The organism is Geopseudomonas sagittaria (assembly GCF_900115715.1).
GTDB classification, from domain to species: domain Bacteria; phylum Pseudomonadota; class Gammaproteobacteria; order Pseudomonadales; family Pseudomonadaceae; genus Geopseudomonas; species Geopseudomonas sagittaria.
This window is the reverse complement of the sequence record NZ_FOXM01000005.1, coordinates 294,209-317,083: the sequence shown is the minus strand read 5'-3', so window position 1 is coordinate 317,083 and position 22,875 is coordinate 294,209. Positions and strand designations below refer to the sequence as shown.

11 protein-coding genes are annotated in these 22,875 nt (G+C 67.6%); 3 read left to right on the top strand and 8 right to left on the bottom strand.

What is annotated here, in order from left to right:
• Positions 1-186: 186 nt before the first annotated feature.
• The 7 genes from BM297_RS08880 to BM297_RS08850 all read right to left on the bottom strand — a co-directional run bounded on the left by BM297_RS08880 (position 187) and on the right by BM297_RS08850 (position 18,445).
• Complete coding sequence (locus tag BM297_RS08880) at positions 187-456, bottom strand: YrhB domain-containing protein (protein WP_281250239.1); 270 nt, start codon at positions 454-456, stop codon at positions 187-189.
• An 11-nt stretch (positions 457-467) separates the two neighbouring features.
• Positions 468-10,634 (bottom strand): two-partner secretion domain-containing protein, encoded by a 10,167-nt coding sequence (locus BM297_RS21980; RefSeq protein ID WP_092430345.1) that lies wholly within the window; start codon positions 10,632-10,634, stop codon positions 468-470.
• Positions 10,635-10,671: 37 nt separating this feature from the next.
• Complete coding sequence (locus BM297_RS08870; protein WP_092430343.1) at positions 10,672-12,369, bottom strand: ShlB/FhaC/HecB family hemolysin secretion/activation protein; 1,698 nt, start codon at positions 12,367-12,369, stop codon at positions 10,672-10,674.
• A 182-nt stretch (positions 12,370-12,551) separates the two neighbouring features.
• Positions 12,552-15,131 carry an insulinase family protein gene (locus BM297_RS08865; protein WP_092430341.1) on the bottom strand — a complete coding sequence of 860 codons (2,580 nt, stop codon included), beginning with the start codon at positions 15,129-15,131 and terminating at the stop codon, positions 12,552-12,554.
• A 178-nt stretch (positions 15,132-15,309) separates the two neighbouring features.
• A complete protein-coding gene (locus BM297_RS08860; RefSeq protein WP_092430339.1) occupies positions 15,310-16,005 on the bottom strand; it encodes a YiaD family glycine zipper/OmpA-like lipoprotein in 696 nt (231 codons plus the stop codon).
• A 93-nt stretch (positions 16,006-16,098) separates the two neighbouring features.
• Positions 16,099-16,770, bottom strand: coding sequence for an MBL fold metallo-hydrolase (locus BM297_RS08855; RefSeq protein ID WP_092430385.1), 672 nt, complete (start codon positions 16,768-16,770; stop codon positions 16,099-16,101).
• A 61-nt stretch (positions 16,771-16,831) separates the two neighbouring features.
• Positions 16,832-18,445, bottom strand: a complete 1,614-nt coding sequence (locus BM297_RS08850; RefSeq protein ID WP_092430337.1) for a DUF1302 domain-containing protein — start codon at positions 18,443-18,445, stop codon at positions 16,832-16,834.
• 239 nt (positions 18,446-18,684) lie between these two features.
• On the opposite strand from BM297_RS08850, the gene BM297_RS08845 reads away from it, so the two are divergent.
• On the top strand, positions 18,685-19,860 hold the full coding sequence (locus tag BM297_RS08845) for an acetyl-CoA C-acyltransferase (RefSeq protein WP_092430335.1): 1,176 nt from the start codon (positions 18,685-18,687) through the stop codon (positions 19,858-19,860).
• A 73-nt stretch (positions 19,861-19,933) separates the two neighbouring features.
• Here BM297_RS08845 and BM297_RS08840 read toward each other — a convergent pair whose 3' ends face one another.
• Entirely contained in the window at positions 19,934-20,563 is a 630-nt protein-coding gene (locus BM297_RS08840; RefSeq protein WP_092430333.1) for a LysE family translocator, read from the bottom strand.
• Positions 20,564-20,694: 131 nt separating this feature from the next.
• Between BM297_RS08840 and BM297_RS08835 the strand changes: the two genes are divergently transcribed.
• Both BM297_RS08835 and BM297_RS08830 read left to right on the top strand, forming a co-directional pair.
• Positions 20,695-21,651: a 2-hydroxyacid dehydrogenase gene (locus BM297_RS08835; protein ID WP_092430332.1), complete on the top strand. Its 957-nt coding sequence runs from the start codon at positions 20,695-20,697 to the stop codon at positions 21,649-21,651.
• 127 nt (positions 21,652-21,778) lie between these two features.
• Positions 21,779-22,777 carry a class I SAM-dependent methyltransferase gene (locus BM297_RS08830; protein WP_092430330.1) on the top strand — a complete coding sequence of 333 codons (999 nt, stop codon included), beginning with the start codon at positions 21,779-21,781 and terminating at the stop codon, positions 22,775-22,777.
• Positions 22,778-22,875 lie beyond the last annotated feature (98 nt).

Genomic DNA, 22,875 nt, shown 5'->3' with positions numbered 1-22,875 from the left:
CGGCATGTGCTCGCCGCTATCGAGTACCGACTGCGTGACGAAGTGCATCAGCAGGCACAGGTGCTGGGGTAGATTTGTGGGGATTCCTCAGAATCTGCCCCCTTTTTCCCTTAATTTTTTATCAAGTTGTCTCTGGGTAATACTAGTGAGCTCTCCGGCAAAACCGCCACCTTTTGCACCGTTAAATCACCTTGATTTCACGGCCTTCTCTTTTATGTAATCCTCCAAATAACTCTCTAAGGGCTTTGCTGTTCCAAGAACATGAAGCTCACCAGACTGCCTATCAATTAAAAACGGGGCATTCCCTGCGAGCTGAGCTGACAGCTCGCCAGTTTCCAAAAATTCCTTTGATTGATAGCAGAAATACCACCCCTCGGAAAACTCACCCTCACATGTAATTTGCAAAGGAATTTCGGAATCCATTAAATATTCCTTTGCCCGCTCCAAGGCACACATATAAGTGATCATCAATTTGTTCTCAATAGCTGCAGTGTTTTGAAATTACTGAGATTTGCTGGCTTCCCAGTCTGCCCATCAAGGAATCTAACAACACCACTCTGATTAACCACATTGAAAACATGCCCTGGCTGACCCGGCCCATAAGAGCCAAACACGATCCCCCGAGCGCCATTTCCGGAGCTTGCCATTTGCTGCGCAATATTCTCAGGCGCCGTTATAGGGCCAAATTTAGAGCTAAATTGTTTTTCCAGCACACTCAACGGGACACCCTTCGTATGGTTGATTGGCAATGCCGATGCAGGATTTCCTGCCAATGTTGCATCAGTAGCAATAGAGCAGTTGACACAGTTATGAGTTCGACCCGCTTCTGGATAACCCGGATTAACATTCTTTATTGAACCCGCAGTTTGATCGGCCACACCTGTCGCTTTTGCACCAACAACTGCCGCATCATCAACAACCGCCACGGCACCACTGACAGCTTTCGGAGCAGTCAGGATCGGCCCCAACGCCCCCGCAATGACGGCGCCATCGCTTACAGCGTCCAACGCAAGCTTAACCCACTGCCCTTGGTTGAGATACTGTGACTTTAGGGTTGCACCTGCAGCCTCACGCAAGCATGAAATCGCACCGCAGTTAAGCCCAGCCCTCTGCATTTCGATCAAGGTGAAAGTCTTGCAGAAATCCGACTGGCAATTGGCAAGAAGCTTATCGCTTAGAACGTCCCGCGCCTGGTCAAACTGCATCTGCTCAGCCGGGCCAAATCCATTTTGACTATCCGCCAATGGCTTGGCATGACTCAGCTCCCGCTGGATGCATTCAATCTCGCCTTTGCAGGTAGCATCGATTTGCTTAGCCAAAGCCTCCTGCTGCTCATGGTCCAGGTAGTTGTACTGCGTAGCACTCCCCGCCACCCAAGCCCCAGTCTGCAGATCCTGCTCATCCCCACCCTGCGCTGCAGTCGCCAGAACACCGATCACCTGCGAGTTCATCACCAACAGGCTTTTCTTCTGCTCTGTATCCATCTCGCCGTACTGCTGAGCCAGGGCATCCACCAACGCCTCATTGGCTCCTGCTGCCAACGCACCGGCCTTGAAGTCACCACCGGCCGCTTCTGCCGCCAGACCGCCCATGACGGCGTGCATGCCAATCTTGGCCAGGCTACCGTCTTTCAAATCCCATTTTTCAGGCGCCGTCTGATCACCGATCAGGTTGAAACCCGCTGCCGCAAAGGTATTGGCCAGGCTGCTGCGAAGGGCATCGCTGAACGAACTGTCGCCACCCAAAGCACGATCAAGCACGGTAGAAGTGCCGTTCTGCAGCAACTGATTGCCGGAGAAACGCCCAATACCCTCCAGAGTGGAAAGACCGCCTTCAGCGAGCACCTTGCCGCCGTTCTGAATAGCGCCTGCAGTGCCGGTTTCAGTCCCGACCCAACCGTCATACAGGCCATTGGTCAGGCCAGCGGTCATGCCCGCTACCGCATAACCACGCAGTGCATCGCTGGCGGTCACATCGTCGACCACCGCGCCCAGGTTGCCGCGGTTGTTGATGGTACTGATGGCCGTATTGCTGGCCATGCTCGTCAGTGCAGCCGTAGCTGCGGCGTTGGCCCAGCCTGCTAACGAAGCACTTGTGCCCGCAGCCCAGGCTCCCCCAGCGGAAGCACCGGCAGCCGATGCGCCGCTGGCAACCAATCCACTCGCGGCCCCCGCCGTGAAGTAGGCGACTACGATGGCGATCACCAGCTGCGCCCCAGCCCCCAGCCCCGAATTGCTGTACTTGAAGCTGTCGTGGACCTCTTTGACCTTCCGCCAATCCACATCCCCCCGTGCCTCGGCCTCCTTGAGCCAGGCCAGCTTCGGATCGACCTGGACCATGGCATCGATGGTCTGGCTGACGCTCTGCTGGTTGACCTGCTTGAGGTCGATCTTCAGCCCTTCCACCGCCTGGATCACCAGATCGCCCTGGGCGATCAGCTGGCTCTGGCGCAGGGTCTCGTCGGTGTTGCCCTTGCCCTTGGCCGACTGCCAGGCCAGGCTGCTCTTGCTCTTCTCGTGGCTCTCCTGCTTGAGGTCCTTGACCCCTTCGAAGCTGATCGCGCCGCCACTGGCCAGGGTCAGGTCGTTGCCGCTGTCGAGCCTGGCGGCCTGGTAGGTCTGGTCACCGCCACTGAGCAGGGTGAGATCGCCTCCCGTGCTGATCTCGCTGCCCACTGCCTTGACGTCGGTGACCTCGTCGCGCCTGAAGCTCTTGCGCCCGAAGCTGCCCTTGCTCTTCTTCTGGTACAGCGAGTAGTCGTAGTCCTCGGCGCTCAGCAGGGCGAGGTTCTCGCCCGCCACCAGATAGGCTTCATCGCCCGCCTGCACCTTGCTGGCGGACAGCAGCAGGTCGTTCGACGCGCTGATCGCCACGTCGCCGCCGGCCAGGATCTCGCTGGACTGCTGGCGAACCTGGTCCTTCTGGCGAATCACTTTCTTGCTCTTGGACAGGTAATGGCTTTCGTTGGCCGCCGAGGCGATCAGCACATCGTTGCCTGCGGACAACGCCACATCCCCCTCGGTCTGGACGCGGCTGGCGATCACGGCCAGGTCGCGCCCGGCGCCGATGTCGATATCCCCGCCGGCACTGACCAAAGCGCCATGCTGGGTCACCCGCTCATCGAGGTAGTGGCTGCCGCGCGCCTGGCTGACGCGCTCTTCCACCGCGGCGATGGTCAGGTCGCGGCCCGCGCTGATGGCCAGGTCGCCGCGGCTGTCCAGCACACCGCCGAGGTTGGCGACGTCGCGCCCAGCATGGATGCTCAGGCTGTTGGCCGCCTCGATGCGGGCGGCGCTGTCGACGAAGTCCCGGATGCTGTGGCGGTTGCCGAAATTGACCTCGTGGCGGGTCACGCTGCGCTCGTTGATGACATCGCCGCTCAAGGCGGTGAGGCTGACATCGCGGCCGGCGATGATGCCGCCCTGGGCGTTGCGGATGCTCTCGGTGGCCAGCAGCTGCAGGCGCTGGCTGGCCTCGAGCAGGCCGCTGTTGACGATGTTGCCGGCAGTGGCAGTGAGGCTATCGCTGGCGCGCAGGGTGCCCTGGTTGAGCAGGTCGCCGCCGCTGATCAACGTCACGTCGCGGCCCTGGATCAGCGCGCCATTGGCCGCCAGGCGGCCTTCGGTCTGGGCCAGGTAGAGCACCGGCACCAGCACCTTCTCGCCGTTCACCTCGTGCTCTTCCAGCCAGACGATGTCGTGGGTCAGCGCCGCCACCTGCGCGGCCGTCAGGGTCACGCCGAGGGACAGGTTCAGCGAGTCCTTGTAGGCGATGGCGTTGTCCATCAGGTACTTGAACAGCGCCTCGTCCGAGGTCATTCCGGCGAGGTAGCGCTGGCCGGTGCGCGCCACCACCGCCTCACGAATCAGCCGTTGTTCGTAGAGGCCGTCGCCGAGGCGCTTCTGCGCCTGGTCCGGGTCGTAGCCAAGCTGGCCGAGCAGGTAGTCGGAGCCGAGGAACTGTCGGAGGTTGGTCAGTTCGGGGTTGGTTTCGATCAGGTAGTTGTGGCTGCCGGGCTGGCTCTGAATGCCATTCACAGCGAGTGCAGCGGCGTTGATCGGGGTAACCCCGATGGGACTCTGCCCGCTCTGCAGGCTCCAGGCGCTGCCGGAGGTCATTGCCGGGCCCTGGGCAGTTTGACCTGCGCCGACTGTGACCGAGCTGCTGGCCAGGGTGCTATCGCCTGTTGCGCCCAAGGCGCCGCTCGCGACACTGGCTGCGGCATTCTGCCCATTCAGGCGGAACAGGCCATTTTCGCCTTGCGGCAGGGTAAAGCCGGGCAGGGTAAGGGGATTTATCTGTTGTTGTTGCAGGTCCGGCGGGAGCTGCGAGTTGAGCTGGACGACCGTGGTCTTGCCGGTGCCAAGGGCTGCGGTATCACCCACCCGACTGCCCCCGCCGACAGGCTGGTAATCCTGACGGATCACGCTGTTCTCCAGGCTCTGGCTGGCCTGGATCGACACATTGCCACCGGCCTGGACTATGGCGGAGCGAACCGCGCCGCCATCGCTGGCAGTCTCGACGTCGCTGACCAGTTGGTATTGATTCAGTGCGCTTGGCAGTTGCAGCAGGTTGTTCGGGTCGTATTGGGATGACGGCAGATTTCCGCTCCATGGATAACCGGTGGGTATCCAGACATAATCCTTAGTGATCGAGTCGGCGATAACTATCTCATCCCAACCGTCATAATAGTTCGTCTCAACGCTAGCAATACCCAGACGAATCTCACCGGTCGCAGACACCGCATAAAAGACATTGGGAAAATCGGGGTTATTGCGTTGGTTATAGGGCATTGCATAGTTCGTAACAAATCTATCGACGGTGCCATCGGTGACCCGGCCGGTGTAGTAAGTGCGGGTTCTTTCGATGGATCCGCCGACCGCACCGATATTACTGAAGTTAGTGGCATGAACAGTGATATTCCCCGCAGCGGAGATGCTGCTCTGGCGGTTGACCAAATCGCCGCCGGTAAAGTTGAAGTTGCCACCGGCGGTGATAAAGGCCGAAGGTGAATCCTCCAGCACGCTGCTTTGATAGAACTCCCTGGCTATATAGTCGACGTAGTAATGGTCGCCACTGCAGTCATAGCAGCGCACGGCGATAAATCCTGAGATCAACTCCCGCCCGAGGGAATACACATCCGTGCGATTATCCAGCCGCTGTGCGTTGATCAGCATGTCCCCAGCGCTTTCCAGGGTGGCGGATATATTCTCGACTACGCCGGCACGCGCCAGTTGGTCATCCTTGGCGATGCTCAGCGCACCCAGGCTGTACACATCCGCATATTTGTTGGTGAAGTTATCCACCCGCAGCGCCATATTGCCGCCGCTGAAGATCAGGCCGTTCTCGTTGCGCAGGGTCGGCGCATACAGGCGCAACTGCTGCGCACTGCCGAGGGTGCCGTAGTTGTTGAGGTTGGCGGCGCGAACCGTCAGGTCGTCCGCCGAGGTGAGCTTGCCGCGGTTGCTCAGCAGGCCAGTGCTGGTGAGCGTGGTCAGCCCGCCGCCGCTGATGCGCGCGCTGGTCGGCAGGTCAATGCTGGCGGCGCTGAGGCTCAGGTTGCCGAGGCTGGTGACTTGGCCGTTGCCGCTATAGCCGTCGCTCAGGGCCAGGCTGAGGCTGCCGTCGCTGGCCAGCAGGCCGTGGTTGGTCCAGGTGCCGCCAGTGCCGCTGAGGGACTGGCTGGCCAGCAGTTGGCCGCTGGCGGTCTGGGTAAAGGTGCCGACATTGAGGGTCAGGCGTCCGGCCTGCAGCACGCTGCTGTTCACCCAGCTGTTGGCGGTGATGTCGAGCAGGCCATTGGTGCTGAGGGTGCCACCGGCGGCCATGATGTTGGCCGCGGAGAGGTCGAAGGTGCCGGTTCCCACATGCCGGATGAGTCCGCCGGCGTTCTCCAGGCCGCTGACGTCGAGTTGCAGCGTTGTGTTGGCGGTTTCGATCAGGCCGCTGCGGTTGTCCAGCAGGCCGCCGCTGATCAGCGTGGTGCCGGTGGTACCCAGCGAGCGCAGGCTGCCGCTGCCGTTATTGAAGCTGGCGGCGGTCAGGCTGAGGGTGCTGTCGCTTTCGATGAGGCCGAAACTGTTGCTCAGGATGCCACTGAGGCCGAAGTCGATTGCGCCGGCCGCGACCTTGCCGCCCTGGCCCGCTTGCGCACCCTGGTTGCTGAAGTCGCCGGCGGTCACCTTGAGCAGCCCATCTGCATAGAGGCCGCCACCCTGGTTGTTGACGGTGGCTTCTGTGGCGATGATCTCGGTGTCGCCCGACAGCGCGGAGAGATGCCCGGCGCGGTTGTCGACGCCCTTGGCGGTGATCTTCACGGACTGCGCCTGAGCGGTGCCGGCGTCGTTGTCGAACAGCCCGGCGCTGACCAGTTCCAGCCAGCCGTTGAGACTGGCGAGCACGCCGCCGCTGTTAACCACTGCGCTGGATTCTTTCAGGTGGAGATTGCCGACCTGGCTTTCGATGCGGCCGTTCTGGTTGTCCAGTGTGCCGCTCAGACTCAGGCTCAGGTCGCCCTGGCTGTGCAGGGTGCCGCCGACGTTGCCCAGGCTCTGCGCCTGGATGTCGAGCGTGCCCTGTTCGCTGTGAATCAGGCCGTCGGCACTGTTGGTCAGCGCGCCGCTCAGCATGATGTCGACGGCGTTGCGCGCGGCCAGAGTGCCGCCGTTGGCGTTGTTCAGGCTGCTGCCGGCGAGGTTGAGCAGACCCTGGCTGATCAGGCTGCCACCCCGGTTGTCGATTGCGTCGGCCTTGAGCACCAGGGGGCCGGCGCTAGCCAGCTGGGCCTGCCGGGTATTGAGCAGTTCACCGGTCAGGTTCAGGGTCAGGGCCGCCGCGCTGGAGAGTTGGCCGGCGCTGTTGTCCAGGCTGGCGGCGGTCAGGCTGCCGGCCAGTTGGCTGCCGATCTGGCCGCCCTGGTTGTCAACCTCGCCCGCCGTCACCGTCAGCGCGCCCTGGCTATCGATCAGGCCGCCGTCGTGGTTGTCCAGCTTGCCGTCGAGGATCAGCCCAAGATCCCCTGCGCTGGAGAGGATGCCCTCGCCGCTGTTGTTCAGGGTCTTCGCGCGGACGTCGAGGCTGCCCTTGCTGACCAGGGCGCCTTGGCCGCTGTTGTTCAGCACCTGCTCGCTGCCGCTGAGGGTGACCGCAAGCGTGCCGTCACGGCTGGACAGGGTGCCGGCGCCGCTGTTGTCCAGGTTGCCGGCGTTCACCGTCAGGCCTTTCCAGCCGGACACCAGGCCCTCGCCGGCGTTGCGCAGCGTGCCGCTGCCCAGCGCCAGGATGAGGCTGTCGGCACTGATCAACCGGCCTTTTTCGCCGTTGTCGATTGCGGCTGCGTTGAGGCTATAGCTCTGGTTGCTGGAAACTTCGCCGGCATCGCGGTTGTCCAGCTTGCGCAGATTGGCGAAGGTCAGCGGGCCGTTGGCGAACAGCAATCCACCGCGGTTGTCCAGGTCGCCGCCGAGAAGATCCAGGCTGACGCCGGCCTCGCCGATCAGGCGGCCCTGGCGCTGGATCAGTTTTTTCACCGCCAGGACCAGGTCCTGCTTGGCCGACACTTCGCCGCCGTTGTCGGCGGCGTCGCGGCTGGAGTCGAGGCTGTCGGCGCTCAGGATCAGGCCAGCCGCGCTGGTGATCAGGCCGCCGTCGCGGTTGTCCACGTCGGTCGCGGTGAGCGTGAAGGCCTGCTGGCTGCTGAGCGTCCCACCACGGTTGTCGAGGCCGGCGCTGGTGGCATTGAGGCTGGCCTGGCTGGCGAGGCTGCCGCCCTGGTTATCCACCGCGCCGGTGGTCAACGTCAGGGAGCCGCCGCTGGCCAGCAGGCCCTTGTTCGAGTTGTCCAGCGAGGCGCTGGTGACAGTCAGCGCCTGGCCGGCGGAGATCAGGCCTTGGTCGTGGTTGTCCAGCTTGCCACCGAGGGTGACCCCGAGATCGCCCTTGCTGGCCAGTACGCCGGCACCGGAGTTGTCCAGGCTGGCGGCCTTGACAGTCAGCTTGGCTGCAGACAGGGCACCCTTGAGGTTGTTCAGCAGGACTCCGGTGATCTGCAGTTGCAGGTCCTGGCTGCTGATGATTCGCCCGGCGCGGTTATCCAGCTCTCCGGCCTTGAGCAGGAAACCCTGGGCGCTGGAGATTTCGCCGCCGGCGCTGTTGTCGACCAGGCCCAGGTTGTTCAGCAGCAGCGCGCCGGGCGTGGCGATCAGGCCCTGGTCGCTGTTGTTCAGCGTGCCGCCCTTGAGATCGAGGGTCAGCGCAGTTTCGCTGATCAGCTCGCCACTGTTGTGCTGGTCGAGGCCGCTGGCGCTGACCTGCACGGCGCCCTTGCCGGCGATCAGCCCCCGGTCATGGTTGTTGAGCTGGGCCGATGCGATCGTCAGGCCGGCACCACTGCTGATCAGGCCCTCGTGGTGGTTGTCGAGTTGGCCGGTGCCGATGGTCAGCACCTGCTTGGCGCTGATGACCCCGCCGGCGCTGTTGTCAAGGCTGCTGTTGCTGATGGTCAGTTGGCGGTCGCTGAGCAGCGTGCCACCGCGGTTGTCCAGGCTGCCCTTGTTGACGCTCAGTGCGCCCTTGCTGGAGAGCAAACCGTCTGCACTGTTATCCAGGCTCTTGGCGCCGACCGTCAGGCTGCCGCCGCTGATCAGCGCGCCCTGCTCCCGGTTTGCCAGTGCGCCGGTGAGCGCCACGCTGAGCGCGGTCTGGCTGCTCAGGGTACCGCCTGCGCTGTTGTCCAGGCTGTCGCCGATCAGCACCAGGCTGTCCCGTCCGGCGAGCACGCCCCTGGCGTTGTTCAGCAGGCGCTGCACGGTCAGTTCCAGGCCCTGATCGCCGATGACGAGGCCGGCGCCGCTGTTGTCCAGCAGCGCGGCGGGTTGCCCATCCTTGGCGAGCACGCGGATGACGGCGGCGCCCGGGGTGGAGACTTCCCCGCCGCTGTTGTGCAGGCTGTTGCTGGCCTGGATATCCAGGCCCTGGGTCGCGGCGATCAGGCCGCCCTGGCGGTTATCGATGTTCTCGGCGACCAGGGTCAGCTTGCCCTGGCTGAGCAGTGCGCCTTCGCCGTGGTTGTCCAGCTTGCCGGTCACGGTGGCGGTCAGGCCGCCCTGGCTGCTCAGGGTGCCTGTGTCGCTGTTGTCCAGATTGCCGGCAGTCAGCGCCAAGGCGCTGCCGGCGGCGATCAGGCCCCCGCGGTTATCCAGGTTGCCACCGTCAAGCGTGGCCACGGCCTGGCTGGAGATTTCCCCGGCCTGGTTGCTCAGGCTGGTGGTAGCAGTGACGCTCAGGTCCTTGCCACTGGCGATCAAGCCGGTGCGGTTGTCCAGCTCGGCGACCGCGACCGTCAGGCTGCCCTGGGCGAGCACGCGGCCATCGCCGCCGTTGTTCAGGCCTGCAGCCGCGACGGTGGTGTTCGCCTTGCTGCTAAGGGTGCCGGCACGGTTGTCCACCTGCCCGCTGAGCACGGCGCTGAGTGCGCGGCTGGCCACGACGCTGCCGCTATTGCGCAGGCCGCCGCCGGCCAGTTGCACATCGCCGATCAGGTTGCGGCTGTTGTCGGCGTTCACCCCGGCTTCGATCAGGCCCTGGTTGTCCAGTTGGCCGCCCTTCAGCGCGATGCGTTCACGCGCTGCCAGGCTCTGGCCCTTGGCCAAACTCAGGGTCTCGGCCGCCTGCGCGTCGACGCTGCCGCCGGCGTAGGCCTTGCCGCTCAGGTCGATGCTTTGGGCGTCAAGGCGAATGTCGCGGCTGGCAGCCGTCTGCGCCAGGCTCAGCTTGCCGCTCGCGTCGATGCGGATATCCCCGGCGCTGGCCGCCATGTTGCCGGCCAGTTTCACACCGACGCCGGCCTCGGTGCCGACCAGGCGGATGGCGCCGGCGTACATGCCGCCGAGGGCCGAGCTGTCGATGGCCAGTTGTGGCTTGGGGCTGCCGTCGTCGGCCTTGGCGCTGGCGGCGAGGGTCTCGGCATCGACCTGGTTGCGCCCGGCGACGATGTTCAGCCGGTTGGCATACAGGTCGGCGTTGATTTTGGCGCTGCGGGTGATCAGCTCGAACTGGTCGATGTTGCTGGCGTTGAGTCCGGCGCCTTCGATGACGATTTCGCCGCCGTCCACATCGTAGTGGTCGAGGCGTTCGCCGTTGAGGATGGGCTTGCCGGTGCTCAGGGTGGCGCGCGGGGTGTTGATGAATCCACAGCCGTTGCAGGTGATGCCATGCGGGTTGGCGACGATGACGTGGGCGCCCTGCCCAGCCACTTCGGTGTAGCCCTTGAGCTGGGAGGGGCTGCCACCGGTGACTTCGTTGAGGATGCGCGTCGCCGCCGCCCCCTTGAGGTTGGGGTTGCCGATGATGATCCCGCCGAGCTGGGTCGCTTGGGTCTTGGCGGTGGCGTTGTTGAGGATCAGCCCCTGCTGGCCGACGTTGTAGTCGCTGAACTTGTTGTGCGACAGCCCGGCGCCGGTGGGGGTGGCAATGTTGACCACCGGCACGCCATTGCCGGCTGCCCCGATGCTGGTGTTGCCGCCCGCGGCCTGGTCCACCGCCAGTTGCGCGGCGCAGGCAACGATGGGATTGAGGAACAGGATGCCGGCTAGCGCGCTGGCGATGGCCTGGAACAGGGGGCGGCGGACGTCCATGTGGGAATCTCCCGAAAAGCTAAAGAGCGAAAAAGGGTCAGAAGAACAGGTCGACGCGGAAGTACAGCGGGTGTTCGCGCCGCTCGATCACGTCCGGGCGCTGCAGCGAGCGGGCCAGGGTCAGCGAGGCGGCCAGGTGTTGGCCGCGGCCGCTGAACTCGAGCCCGTGGCCGCTCATGCGCCCATGCAGCTCGGGGTTGTAGCGGTCGTGACTGATCGCGCCGAAATCGTAGGCGTAGGCCAGGCCGTATTCCTGCAGCCAGGGGCGCAGCGGCTGCCAACTGATCGCACGGCGCCAGCCTAGCTGGTTGCGCCAGTAGTAGCCGCTGTCGCCGGAGAGGGTCTGGTCCTTGAAACCGCGGATGGAACCGAGCCCGCCGAGGCTGATGCGCTGCGGGCTGTAGAGCACGTCTTCGCTCCGCTGAGCGGTGGCCAGGCTGTCGAAGCTGAAATGTTCGCCCCCCAGCTGGAAGGGCTGCAGGTAGCTGAGGGTCAGGCTGTACTTGTCGTAGCGTGCATGGGGCTCGCCGGGCTGCGGATCGCCCTCCCCCTGGGCATCGAGCGCGCCAATGCCGCGCTGCCAGCCGGCATCCAGGTTGACGAAGGCGCTCCCGATTCGGCGCCCATGGTTGAAACCGAGCTGCGCCTCGCTGATGCGGCTGCTGGAGACTTCGAGAAGGGTGTCGTCGATGTAGTTGCGTGTGCGCAGATGGCTTAGCCCCAGGTTGACGGCGGTCTTGCTGACGTTGTCGCGGTGCAGCACGCGCTCTGCGCGCAGCTGGTGGCTTTCGCTGTCGCCATCGAACTTGAAGGCGAAGCCCGCGTCCTGGTTGCGCGTGCGGTAGTAGTTCTGGCTGAAGCTGTAGCTGAAGGTCCACCAGCCATAGGGCAGGCTGTACCACAGGCTCTGACTGGCGGAGTGCTTCCACTGGTCGCTGACGGCGTCCTCGCTGGCGCGCAGGCTGAGCTGGTCGGCCATTCCCAGCGGGCTGTCCCAATCCAGGCCGCCGCCCCACTGCTGTTCGCCACTGCTGCGGTCACCGTTGTTGTGACGAGCAACCGAGACGCGCCAGGGTTTGTCGCGTTCGCCCTGGAGCTGCACGCGACTGCCACCCACCTGCTCGCCGGGGACCAGCTCCACTTGCGTCTGGCGCGATTGCAGGCGGTTGATCTGGTCGATCAGCTGTTCCAGCTCGCGCAGGTTCAGCACCTCGCCGGTCCGGCCTGGAAAGACCATGCCCAATTCGCGAGGAGTGACCACCGCGGAGTCATCGAAGCCCTCCAGCCGGCCTTCGACGACGATCACCTTGAGGATGCCGCTGGATAGATCCTGCTGGGGCAGGTAGGCCCGGGTGGTGACGAAGCCGCGTGCCAGGTAGTGGTCGGTGATGTCCTTGAGCAAGGCGTTGAGCTGGGCTACACCCAGGCAGCGTCCTCGATAAGGGGCAAGCAGTGCCTCGCGGCTGCGCGCATCGAGATGGGCAGCGCCTTCCAGGATGATCTCGCGGATGTCGAAGCAGCGGGCGTCCGGCACCTGCTCCTCTGGCTGCTCCGGCGCGCCCTTGCCAGGTAGCTGCTGGAGCTCTTCCAGGCGCCTTTGCTGCTCGCGGAGCAGCTGCTCCTGGCGTTCGCGCTGCAGGTCACGGTCGCCCGGGGTCGGCAGAGGGGCGGCCAGCACGCCAATGGAAAACGGCAAGGCAAGACAAAGTAGCCAACTGCATGTGGAACGACGCATCCCTACGCACCTCAAATCCCTGATCAGACCGATCGGCGGGCGGAGATTACATGCCTGATGCGAATTCGTTCCGTTGCCTCTTTTCCGGGTGGGAAGAGCCGCACAAAAAAACCAAGGCGCGGGCTATCGGCGTGCCCTCCATCCAGGAATAGGGTGAAGCGGATCACCATATAGCGCCCCGCTCAGGAGTGTCTCGCCTCGCTCAGCAGCCAGCGCCACTCGGTGCGGCCCAGCTCGGCGGCCGCCCGTTGGAGGCAATCGCCGTCCAGTTGCTGCAGGGCCTCGCGCACGGCGGCGTGCTGGCCGGCAGCCTGGCCGCCCAGCCAGTCGCCGCAGGCGCGCAGCAGACGGGCGCGGCGACTGCCGCCGTCCAGCGCCTCCAGCGCCGCCTCGCGCGCCTGCTGCAGACGCTGCGCAGACAACCCCGTCAGCGCCGAACCCTGCTGCTCGACGAAGGTGCGGATCGCCTGCTGCAGGCGCGCTGCATCGGCGTGCGGCGACTGCACGCCGAACTGCAGTTCGGCGCCGTCCTCGCCGGCGTGGAAGCGGCTGAACAGCGCATAGCCCAGCCCCTGCTCGACCCGCAGCGACTGGTAGAAGGCGCCCTGCTGGAGGACCGCCAGCACCCGCCAGGCCGCCTCCAGCGCGGGCCGCCCGGGCGGCGCCAGCAGGCGCAGCAGCACCGCCTGCTCGGCGCCGCCCGGCACGGCCATGACCGGCAGCCGCTGTTCGTGCTCGCCGCCACACCAGCTCGCCGCGGCCAACGGCGGCGCGCCCGCGACCGGCTGGCCCAGCCCGCTCAGCGCCGCCGCGGCGGCCGCCGGCACCGCGCCGAAGCGCCGGCCGTGCAGCTGCGCCGCGGTGAAGAAGGCCTGGACCTGTTCGCGCAGTTCGGCGTCGCTCAGCGAGTCGAGGCGCATCTCGTCCGCCGGGACATCGAGCGGCACGCGCCAGCCGGCGGCCGGGTGCGCCAGCAACTGACGCAGCAGCAGCTGCTGCGCCGTCGCGGCACGCCGGCGTTGCAGGGCGGGGCGCCACGCGGCGGGATCGCCGTCGCGCAGGGTTGCCAGCAATCGTGTCAGCACCAACGGCAGCACCTGCGCCGGCCCGCTCAGGCAGCCGCGCAGCTGACCAGGACGCGACAGCGGCTGCCAGTCATGACCGAGCCGCGCGGCGCCGGCCAGCGTCTGCTGCCACTGACCGGCCAGCGCCGCCTCGGCCAGTTCGGCGACCAGCCGGGTCGCGGCATCGCTGGCGCCAGGCAACTGCCAGTCCAGCAACAGCGCGGCATGCCCGGGACGCAGGACGAGCGCGTCGTCCTGCGTCCAGCCCGCCGGCCAGGCCGCGTCAGCGTCCGCGTCCGCGCCGCCAGCATCGACAAACGGATTGCGCGGCGCCGCCTGCCAGGCCGGCAGCGCCACGGCCGGCAGGCCGGGCAGCGCCGCGGCCGTCGCGCGCACGGGAAACCAGGGGGTGAGTGCGCCGCTGTCCAGCCGCTCGCGGGCCACCTGGAGGATCAGTCGCTGCGGGCTCACCTGGGCCAGCTCGCGCAGGCGCTGCCGCGGCGCCGCAGCTTCGCTCGCCCAGGGCTGCCACTCGCTGCCGCCCTGGCGCTGCCAGCGCTCGACCCACAGGCCGGCCCGTTCCATCGGCGCCAGCTCCAGCTCCTGCCAGGCCTGCTCGCGGCTCAGCGCCGGCCACTCGTCGGGCGCCAGCGCCAGGGCGGGATCGCCGGCCAGCGCGCGCAACCAGTCGACGCACAGCGCGGCTATCGCCCGCTCCGCGCCGCAGCCGCGCTCCAGCAGCTCGATGCGCAGCGCCAGCAGGGCCTCGCCGGCGCCGCCGGGATGGCAGTCGACGCTCAGCTGCCGCGCCCAGCCGCGCGCACGCAGCTCGGCCAGCAGGCCACCGCCGGCCGGCTGCGCCACGGCCTGGCGCAGCAGTGCCAGCAACTCGTCCTCGCGCGCGGGCGCCACCCGTAGCGGCAGCCACAGGCTCATGTGCTGCAGGGTCTGCGGCTGCTCCAGCGCCAGCTCGACGGCGCCCTGCCCGGCCGGCCACAACGCAGGCCAGGACTCCTCGACCGTTCGCGCGCCGGCCGGCAGCGCCCCGGCCAGCTCGCGGGTCACGTGCTCCAGCTCGTCCAGCGCCTGCGGCCCGCTGACCAGCAGGCGCAGGTTGGCGCCGCCGTAGTGGCGCCGCTGCCAGGCCCGCAGGTCGGCGAGAAAGCGCGGATCGCTGGTGTCCAGGGTGTCGCGCGAACCGGCATGGAAACGCGCCAGCGGATGCTGCGGATGCAGCTGACCGGCAATCGCCCCCTGCAACTGGCAGTCGCCATCCGCGCAGCGCGCCCGGTATTCGGCCTCCAGCACCTCGCGCTCGGCCTGCAGGCGCGCGTCCGCCAGCAGCGGCCGGGCCAGCAGGTCGACCAGGCGCAGCAGTGCCGGGCGCAGCTCACGCGCCGGCATCTCCAGGTAGTAGAGGGTCTGCAGGCCGAGGGTGCGCGCGTTGTAGCGCCCGCCGTGGCCGTGCACGTAGGCGGCGAAGGCGTCGACTTCGGGAAAGCCGCGGCTGCCGAGAAACAGGCTGTGCTCGAGGAAATGCGCCAGTCCCGGCCAGTCCGGCGGCTCGTGGAAGCTGCCGGCCGCCACGCTGACCGCCAGCGCCACGCGAGTGGCCTGCGGGTCGTGCAGCACGGCGGCCGACACGCCGTTGCCCAGTCGCAGGCTGCGATCCGCCAGTGGCGGGAAGTCGGAGTCCATGGGCCGGAACTCGTGCGGAGGATGGAGAGTGCAGCATCCCGCCTCGCCCGCCGGCGGACAACCCTGCGCAGGTCGCAGGCGGTTGCGACCAAAGTACTGCCGGCAGACGCAAAAAGGGCGCGGCATCGCTGCAGCGCCCTTTTCCCTGCTCAGGCCAGCCGCGGGCTGGCCGTGCGGATTACTGCTGCATGCCCTGGGCGCCCGGCAGCGGACGCAGGTTCACTTCCACGCGGCGGTTCTGCTGGCGACCGGACTCGGTGTTGTTGCTGGCCACCGGCTGGTCCGGACCGGCGCCACGGGTGGTCACCCGACTCGGGTTGACGCCCTGGGACACCAGGTAGTTGGCCACGCTCTGCGCGCGGCGCTGGGACAGGCCCATGTTGTACTGGTAGCCACCGGTGCTGTCGGTGTGGCCGACGATCTCGATGCTGTTCTGGTCGTACTGCTTGAACGAGTTGGCCAGGTTGTTCAGCGGGTTGTAGAAGCCGCTGGAGATGTCCGCCGAGTCGGTGGCGAAGGTGATGTTGCCCGGCATGATCAGCTGGATGTTGTCGCCCTGGCGCTGCACTTCCACGCCGGTGCCCTGCATCTGCTGGCGCAGCTGGGCTTCCTGCTTGTCGGCGTAGTAGCCGTAGCCGGCACCGCTGGCGCCACCGACGGCGGCGCCGATCAGCGCGCCCTTGCCGCGGTCGTCGTGGCTGATCAGCGCACCGGCCGCAGCACCGGCCAGGGCGCCCAGGCCGCCGTACTTGGCGGTCTTGCTCATGCCGGTGGAATCGGTCTGCGCGCCCTGGTCATAGGGATTCTGCGTGGCGCAGCCGCTCAGCAGGGCGAGGGCGGCAGCGGACAGGATCAGGCGACTCGACAGTTTCATTGGGTAGTTCTCCTTGAACGATTCGAACCCGCATTTCACGGGCAACTGGCCATTAGAGGCAGATGACGGCAATAAATTCCCGTTGATGTTCACTTAGGCACGGATGAACGGATTCTCGCGCATTTCCTCACCCAGCGTAGTCTGTGGACCGTGACCTGTGATCACCGTCGCGTCTTCGTCGAGGGTGTACAGGCGCTGCTTGATCGAGCGCTCGATGGTGGCGTAGTCGCCGCCCCACAGGTCGGTGCGGCCGATGCCGCGGCGGAACAGGGTGTCGCCGGCGATCAGCAGCTTGGCGTCGGCGAACCAGAAGCTCATCGAGCCCGGCGTGTGCCCCGGGGTGTGCAGCGCCACGCCGCAGCCGCAGGCCAGCTCCTCGTCGTCGCGCAGGTAATGGTCCGGCGCCGGCACCGGGGTGTAGGGCACGCCGAACATGCGGCACTGCATCTCCAGGCCATCCCAGAGGAAGCGGTCGTCCTCGTGCAGGTGCAGGGTCGCGCCGGTGCGCTTCTTCATCTCGCCGGCGGCGAGGAAATGGTCGAGATGGGCATGGGTGTGCACGATGCTCACCACCTTCAGGCCGTGCTTGTCCAGGCGCGCCATGATCAGCTCCGGATCGCCGCCCGGATCGACGACGATGGCCTTCTTGGTCAGCGGATCGCCAATGATGGTGCAGTTGCACTGCAACGGCCCGACGGGGAAGGTTTCGCGGATCAGGGCGGGCTGGGCGGTCACGGGGCAGGCTCCGAATGGGTCAGATGGCATCATCTTGGCACAGTGCGGGCAATTTTCCGCCCCGACTGCCACTCCCTGACGGCATGAGCGCTCAGAAGCGCAGGCCCAGCGAGAGCATCAGGTAGTCGCGGTCGCTCAGGCTGCTGTACTTGCCGCCGAAGAACGCGGTGTACGCCAGGCTGGCCGTGTAGGTGTCCCGGTAGTCGGCGTCCAGGCCCAGGCTGAGCGCCTGGCGGCCCTCGACGAAGGTGGCTTCGGGGGCCGGCGCATGGCCCTCGACATCGTGGGCCCAGCTCAGGCTCGGCTCCAGATCGATGCCGGCGAACAGCTGCGGGTACTCCCAGACCGCCTGCAGGCGGTAGCCCCAGGCGTCGCGCGTGGTGAAGCCGTCGCTCTCGCAGTAGCGCGCCGTGGCGCCCACCGCCAGCGGGCAGCCGCCGTCGGCCTGCGGGCCGGGGCCGAACAACGGATCGCGACCATAACGCCCGTCCAGGCCGCCGACGTGGACCCAGGCCAGTTCGCCGACCAGGCTCAGGCGGCTGGCGCCCATCACCTGATCGAACTGGTGGCTGAGGCTGGTCTGCAGCTGGCTGACGCGGTGGCGCCGCCAGGCCGGCTGCGCCTGCCCGCTGGCCAGGCCATCGGCGAGGGACGGCTGCAGCGGCGCGTCGGGGCGATGGCTGAGTTCGCCGCGCCAGACGCTGCCGGCGGCCAGGGTGGTGGCGAAGCTCAGGCCATACAGGCGGATGTCCTCGGGGTAGGCGAGGATGTAGCTGGCGCCGGACAGGCCGAGCAGCGGCAGGCGGCTGTGGTAGTTGAGCGCGTAGGCGCCGAACTCGGTGGCCAGCGGCTCGAGGTAGTAGCGCAGGGCCAGGCCGAACTGGCCGGAGTCGCGGGCATCGCGATCGGCGCCGCGTGGCAGCGGCGCACCGGCAGGCTGCGCCAGCTGGTTGCAGCCGTCGGCCAGGTAGTCCGCCTGGGCAAGGAAGGTGGCGCAGTTGTCCAGTGTCGTCGGCCGCCACTCCAGCTGGTAGAAGGCCTCCAGCGTCAGCGCAGCATTGAGGTCCTGCGCCCCGTGCAGCAGGTTGACCGGCAGGCGGCCCTCGTCCAGCGGCGCCTGGGCGCGGCGCCAGATCGCCGCATCGAACGGGTTGATGCTGTCGATGCCGCCAGGGATCAGCACGCCCTCGCCCCAGTGCACCACCTGGCGGCCGAGGCGCAGACTGCCGGGCTGCTCGCCGAGCAGGTGATGGTGCCAGGCGAAGGCCTCCAGCAACTCGGCTCCGGCGACCTGCGCGCCGCGCTGGCGGCCATGGTCGTCGACGGCGGCGAACGGGCGGGCCTCGTCCTGCAGTTCGAAGTCGTACCAGTAGCGCCCGCTGAGCAACAGGCCGCTGGCGCCGGACCTGAGTTCCAGCGCGTGCCGGCCGCTGAAGCGCTTGCTGAAGGTTTCCCCGCGCTTGAAGTTGAGCCGGCCGTCGTCGCCGCTGGCCGCCGGCGCGCGGCCGCCGTTGCTGGCGCCGATCAGGTCGCGATCGGCGCTGGCGGTGGCCCAGTGCGAGCTCAGCGCCAGCTGCGAATCGAGCTGTCCCTCCAACCCACCGATGTTGAAGGGGAGCGCCTGCGCCGGCACGGCCAGGCTGGCCGCCAGCGCGGCGGACAGCCGCGAGCGGCGCGGACAGCCCGCCGCCAGGATTCTGCTCATCGATGCCAACGCGACTCTCCATGCTGCGGTTAGGGATGCTGCGGTTCGGGTCCGCCGCGGCAGCCACGCGGCCCCGCTGCCGGCATTATCGGACAACTGGCGGCCTCCAGGGTTGCGCGCCGTACCCCTGCGCCATTCGGCGGCCATCCGCCAATCGGCACCTTGCAGCCTGTGGCGCAAGGTGTACAGTCGGTCTTAGTGCACTGCAACAACAAGTCCAATAAAGCGAGGAGTTCCCGATGTCCGAGATCGTCATCGTCAGTGCCGCCCGTACCCCGATGGGCGGCTTCCAGGGCAGCCTGGCCGCCCTCAGCGCGCCGCAACTAGGCGCCGCCGCCATCCGTGCCGCGGTGGAGCGCGCCGGCATCGCCCCGGCCGAGGTGCAGGAAGTGATCATGGGCTGCGTGCTGGCCGCCGGCCTCAAGCAGGGCCCGGCCCGCCAGGCGGCGCTGGACGCCGGCCTGCCGCCGGCCACCGGCTGCACCACCATCAACAAGCTGTGCGGCTCGGGGATGAAGGCCGTTATGCTGGCCCACGACCTGCTCAAGGCCGGCAGCAACACGGTGATGGTCGCCGGCGGCATGGAGAGCATGTCCAACGCGCCCTACGTGCTGGAAAAGGCGCGCAGCGGCTTGCGCATGGGCCACGCCGAACTCAAGGACCACATGTTCTTCGACGGCCTCGAGGATGCGCGCAGCGGCCGGCTGATGGGCGCCTTCGCCCAGGAGACCGCCGACCAGTACGGCATCACCCGCGAAGCGATGGACGCCTACGCCATCGAGTCGCTGCGCCGCGCCCAGGCCGCCATCCAGAATGGTTCGCTGGTCGCCGAGATCGTCCCGGTCAGCGTGACCACCCGCAAGGGCGACGTGCTGGTCAAGGACGACGAGCAGCCGCTGAACGCCATGCCGGACAAGATCCCCGGCCTCAAGCCGGCGTTCCGCAAGGACGGCACCATCACCGCCGCCAACTCCAGCTCGATCTCCGACGGCGCCTCGGCGCTGGTCCTGATGACCGCCGAGGAAGCCAGGCGCCGCGGCCTGCAGCCGCTGGCGCGGATCGTCGGCCACGCCACCCAGAGCCAGGAACCCGGCGAATTCACCCTCGCCCCGGTCGGCGCGCTCGCCAGGCTGTTCAAGAAAACCGGCTGGAGCAAGGGCGACGTCGACCTGTTCGAGATCAACGAGGCGTTCGCCATGGTCACCATGCTGGCGATGCGCGAGCACGGCCTGGAGCATGCGAAGGTCAACGTGTTCGGCGGCGCCTGCGCCCAGGGGCATCCGATCGGCTCGACCGGTTCGCGGATCGTCGTCACCCTGATCAACGCCCTGCGCCGCACCGGCGGGCGGCGCGGCGTCGCCGCCCTGTGCATCGGCGGTGGCGAGGCCACGGCGCTGGCGGTCGAGCTGCTGTGAAGCGCCGATGCGCGCGGCGCACCCTACCAGCCTCCATGTCCGGGTAGGGTGCGCCGTGCGCACCGGCCCCGTCTCAGCCCAGCTCGCCCAGCGCCAGGCGCACGCCGAGGGCGATCAGCACCACGCCCATCAGCCGGTCGAACCAGTGGCCCAGGCGCGCGAACCCGCTGCGCACGCGCGGCTGGCTGAACAGCAGCGCCATGCTGCAGAAGAAGCCCGCCGTGGCGAACGCCAGGTAGACGCCGTAACCGGCCTGGATCAGCCGCGGCGTGTGCGGGTCGATCACCACGGTGAACAGCGAGAGGAAGAACAGCGTCACCTTGGGATTCAGCGCGTTGGTCAGAAAGCCCGTGGCGAAGGCACCGCGACCGCTGCGCGCGGCCCCCTCGCCCAGCGCCTCGAGCACGCCCGGGGCGGCCGGCTGCGCCTGCAGCGCGCGCCAACCGATGTAGACCAGGTAGCCCGCCGCCAGCCACTTGAGGATGCCGAACAGCAGCAGCGACTGCGAGACGATCAGGCCGATGCCGAGCAGCGAATAGGCCACGTGCAGGAAGATCCCGCTGCCGACCCCCAGCGCCGAGAAGATGCCGGCGCGCCGGCCGTGGCTGACGCTCTCGCGGATCACCACGGCGAAGTCCGGCCCGGGGCTGGCCACGGCGAGCAGGTGGATCAGCGCCACGGTGAGAAATTCCGTCCAGTACATGCAGACTCCTTGCAGGCGGCGAAAGGCGGCGTAGCGGCCGGGCTGCACGCGACCGGCGCTTTCCGCTAGGCTGCGCGGATGATAGCGCGCCCGCCATGCGGCTGCGCCGCCCCCTGCCGAAGGATTGCCCCATGACCCGAGCCGTATTCCTCGACCACCCCTCCCTCGATCTTGGCGACCTCGACCTGGCGCCGCTGCGCGCGCGGTTCGCCGAGCTGGTGCTGCACCAGCAGACCGCCCCCGAGCAGGTCGCCGAACGCCTCAAGGGCGCGCAGGTGGCGATCAGCAACAAGGTCCGCCTCGACGCCGCCACCTTCGCCGCCTGCCCCGAACTCAAGCTGGTACTGATCGCCGCCACCGGCACCAACAACGTCGATCTGGCCGCCGCCCGCGCCCACGGCGTCACCGTGTGCAACTGCCAGGGCTACGGCACGCCCTCGGTGGCCCAGCACACCCTGATGCTGCTGCTCGCCCTGGCCACCCGCCTGCCCGACTACCAGGCGGCGGTGCGCGCCGGACGCTGGCAGCAGTCCAGCCAGTTCTGCCTGCTGGACTTCCCCATCGTCGAGCTGGAAGGCAAGACCCTCGGCCTGCTCGGCCACGGCGAACTGGGTAGCGCGGTGGCGCAGCTGGCGCGCGCCTTCGGCATGCGCGTGCTGCTCGGCCTGCTGCCGGGCCGGCCGGCCCACGACGGTCGCCTGCCGCTGGACGAGCTGCTGCCGCAGGTCGACGCGCTGACCCTGCACTGCCCGCTGACCGAGCAGACCCGCCACCTGATCGGCGCCCGCGAGATCGCCCTGATGAAGCCGACGGCCTTCCTGATCAACACCGCCCGCGGCGGCCTGGTCGACGAGCAGGCGCTGGCCGACGCCCTGCGCGCCGGCCATCTCGGTGGTGCGGCCAGCGACGTGCTCAGCGTCGAGCCGCCCAAGGACGGCAACCCGCTGCTGGCCGCCGACATCCCGCGCCTGATCGTCACCCCGCACAGCGCCTGGGGCAGCCGCGAGGCGCGCCAGCGCATCGTTGCCCAGCTGGCGGAGAATGCCGCCGCGTTCGGCAGAGGCGAGCCGATGCGCGTCGTCTCGTAGGGTGGCGGAATCGACTCCCGCAGGAGCCAGCTTGCTGGCTCCTGCCACGTTCGCGCGACCGCCCTGCGGATTTGCCAGCGCCCCGCGCTTTGCCTAATCTGCCCGCCTTTTGTTCCGGAGATGTCCGATGGATCCGCGTAGCGAAGTGCTGTTGCGTCAGGCCAAACTGTTCGACGGTCCCGTGCTGCTCGCCGGTCTGCCGGCCGACGGCCTGCTCGGCGAGCTGCCCGAGGCGCAAGGCTGGAGCTGGCTGCAGCACGAGCAACTGGCGCTCGAGGCGCGCTATCCCGGGCGCTGCCAGTTCGGTACCCAGGTACCGGCGCAGGCGTTCGTCGGCGCGGTGCTGTTCCTGCCCAAGTCGCGCGAGCTGACCGACTACCTGCTCGCCGCGCTGGCCGCGCGCCTGCCCGCCGGGACGCTGTGGCTGGTCGGCGAGAAGCGCGCCGGCATCGAGCGCGCCGCCAAGCAGCTGGAGCCCTACGGCCGGCCGCGCAAGCTGGACAGCGCCCGCCACTGCCAGCTGTGGCAGGTGACGGTGGCGCAGGTTCCGGCCGCGCCGGATCTCGAGGCCCTCGCCCGCCGCTACCCGGTCGCCACCGCGAACGGCGAACTGCAGGTGGTCAGCCTGCCCGGCGTGTTCAGCCACGGACGCCTGGACGTCGGTTCGCGCCTGCTGCTCGAGCACCTCGACGGCCTGCCGCAAGGCGAGGTGCTGGATTTCGGCTGCGGTGCCGGGGTGCTCGGCGCCGCGCTGCAGCGCCGCTATCCGGCCAGCCGCCTGCACCTGCTCGACGTGGATGCCTTCGCCGTGGCCAGCAGCCGCCTGACCCTGGCCGCCAACGCGCTGCCCGGCAGCGTACAGGCCGGGCGCGGCATCGCCGACGCGCCGCACGAGCTGGCCGCCATCGTCAGCAATCCGCCGTTCCACCAGGGCGTGCACACCGACTATCAGGCCACCGAGCAGCTGCTGCGCGAGGCCGCCCGCCACCTGCGCCCCGGCGGCGAGCTGCGCCTGGTGGCCAACAGCTTCCTCAGGTACGCGCCGCTGATCGAGCAGCACCTCGGCCCCTGCCGCGTGCTGGCCGAGCGCGATGGCTTCCGGGTGTATTCGGCGCGGCGCGGCTGAGCAGGACCAGCCACCCTCGCCCCCTGTGGAAGGCCCGACCTCGGGGCGATGCTTTGCCGATCATGCGGGCCTGCGGCCCGGATCGCCGCGAGGGCGCG

Excerpts from the sequence above, each read along its gene's own strand:
- BM297_RS08880 (WP_281250239.1), bottom strand. The coding sequence starts at position 456 with ATGTGTGCCTTGGAGCGGGCAAAGGAATATTTAATGGATTCCGAAATT.
- BM297_RS21980 (WP_092430345.1), bottom strand. The coding sequence starts at position 10,634 with ATGGACGTCCGCCGCCCCCTGTTCCAGGCCATCGCCAGCGCGCTAGCC.
- BM297_RS08870 (WP_092430343.1), bottom strand. The coding sequence starts at position 12,369 with ATGCGTCGTTCCACATGCAGTTGGCTACTTTGTCTTGCCTTGCCGTTT.
- BM297_RS08865 (WP_092430341.1), bottom strand. The coding sequence starts at position 15,131 with ATGGACTCCGACTTCCCGCCACTGGCGGATCGCAGCCTGCGACTGGGC.
- BM297_RS08860 (WP_092430339.1), bottom strand. The coding sequence starts at position 16,005 with ATGAAACTGTCGAGTCGCCTGATCCTGTCCGCTGCCGCCCTCGCCCTG.
- BM297_RS08855 (WP_092430385.1), bottom strand. The coding sequence starts at position 16,770 with ATGCCATCTGACCCATTCGGAGCCTGCCCCGTGACCGCCCAGCCCGCC.
- BM297_RS08850 (WP_092430337.1), bottom strand. The coding sequence starts at position 18,445 with ATGAGCAGAATCCTGGCGGCGGGCTGTCCGCGCCGCTCGCGGCTGTCC.
- BM297_RS08845 (WP_092430335.1), top strand. The coding sequence starts at position 18,685 with ATGTCCGAGATCGTCATCGTCAGTGCCGCCCGTACCCCGATGGGCGGC.
- BM297_RS08840 (WP_092430333.1), bottom strand. The coding sequence starts at position 20,563 with ATGTACTGGACGGAATTTCTCACCGTGGCGCTGATCCACCTGCTCGCC.
- BM297_RS08835 (WP_092430332.1), top strand. The coding sequence starts at position 20,695 with ATGACCCGAGCCGTATTCCTCGACCACCCCTCCCTCGATCTTGGCGAC.
- BM297_RS08830 (WP_092430330.1), top strand. The coding sequence starts at position 21,779 with ATGGATCCGCGTAGCGAAGTGCTGTTGCGTCAGGCCAAACTGTTCGAC.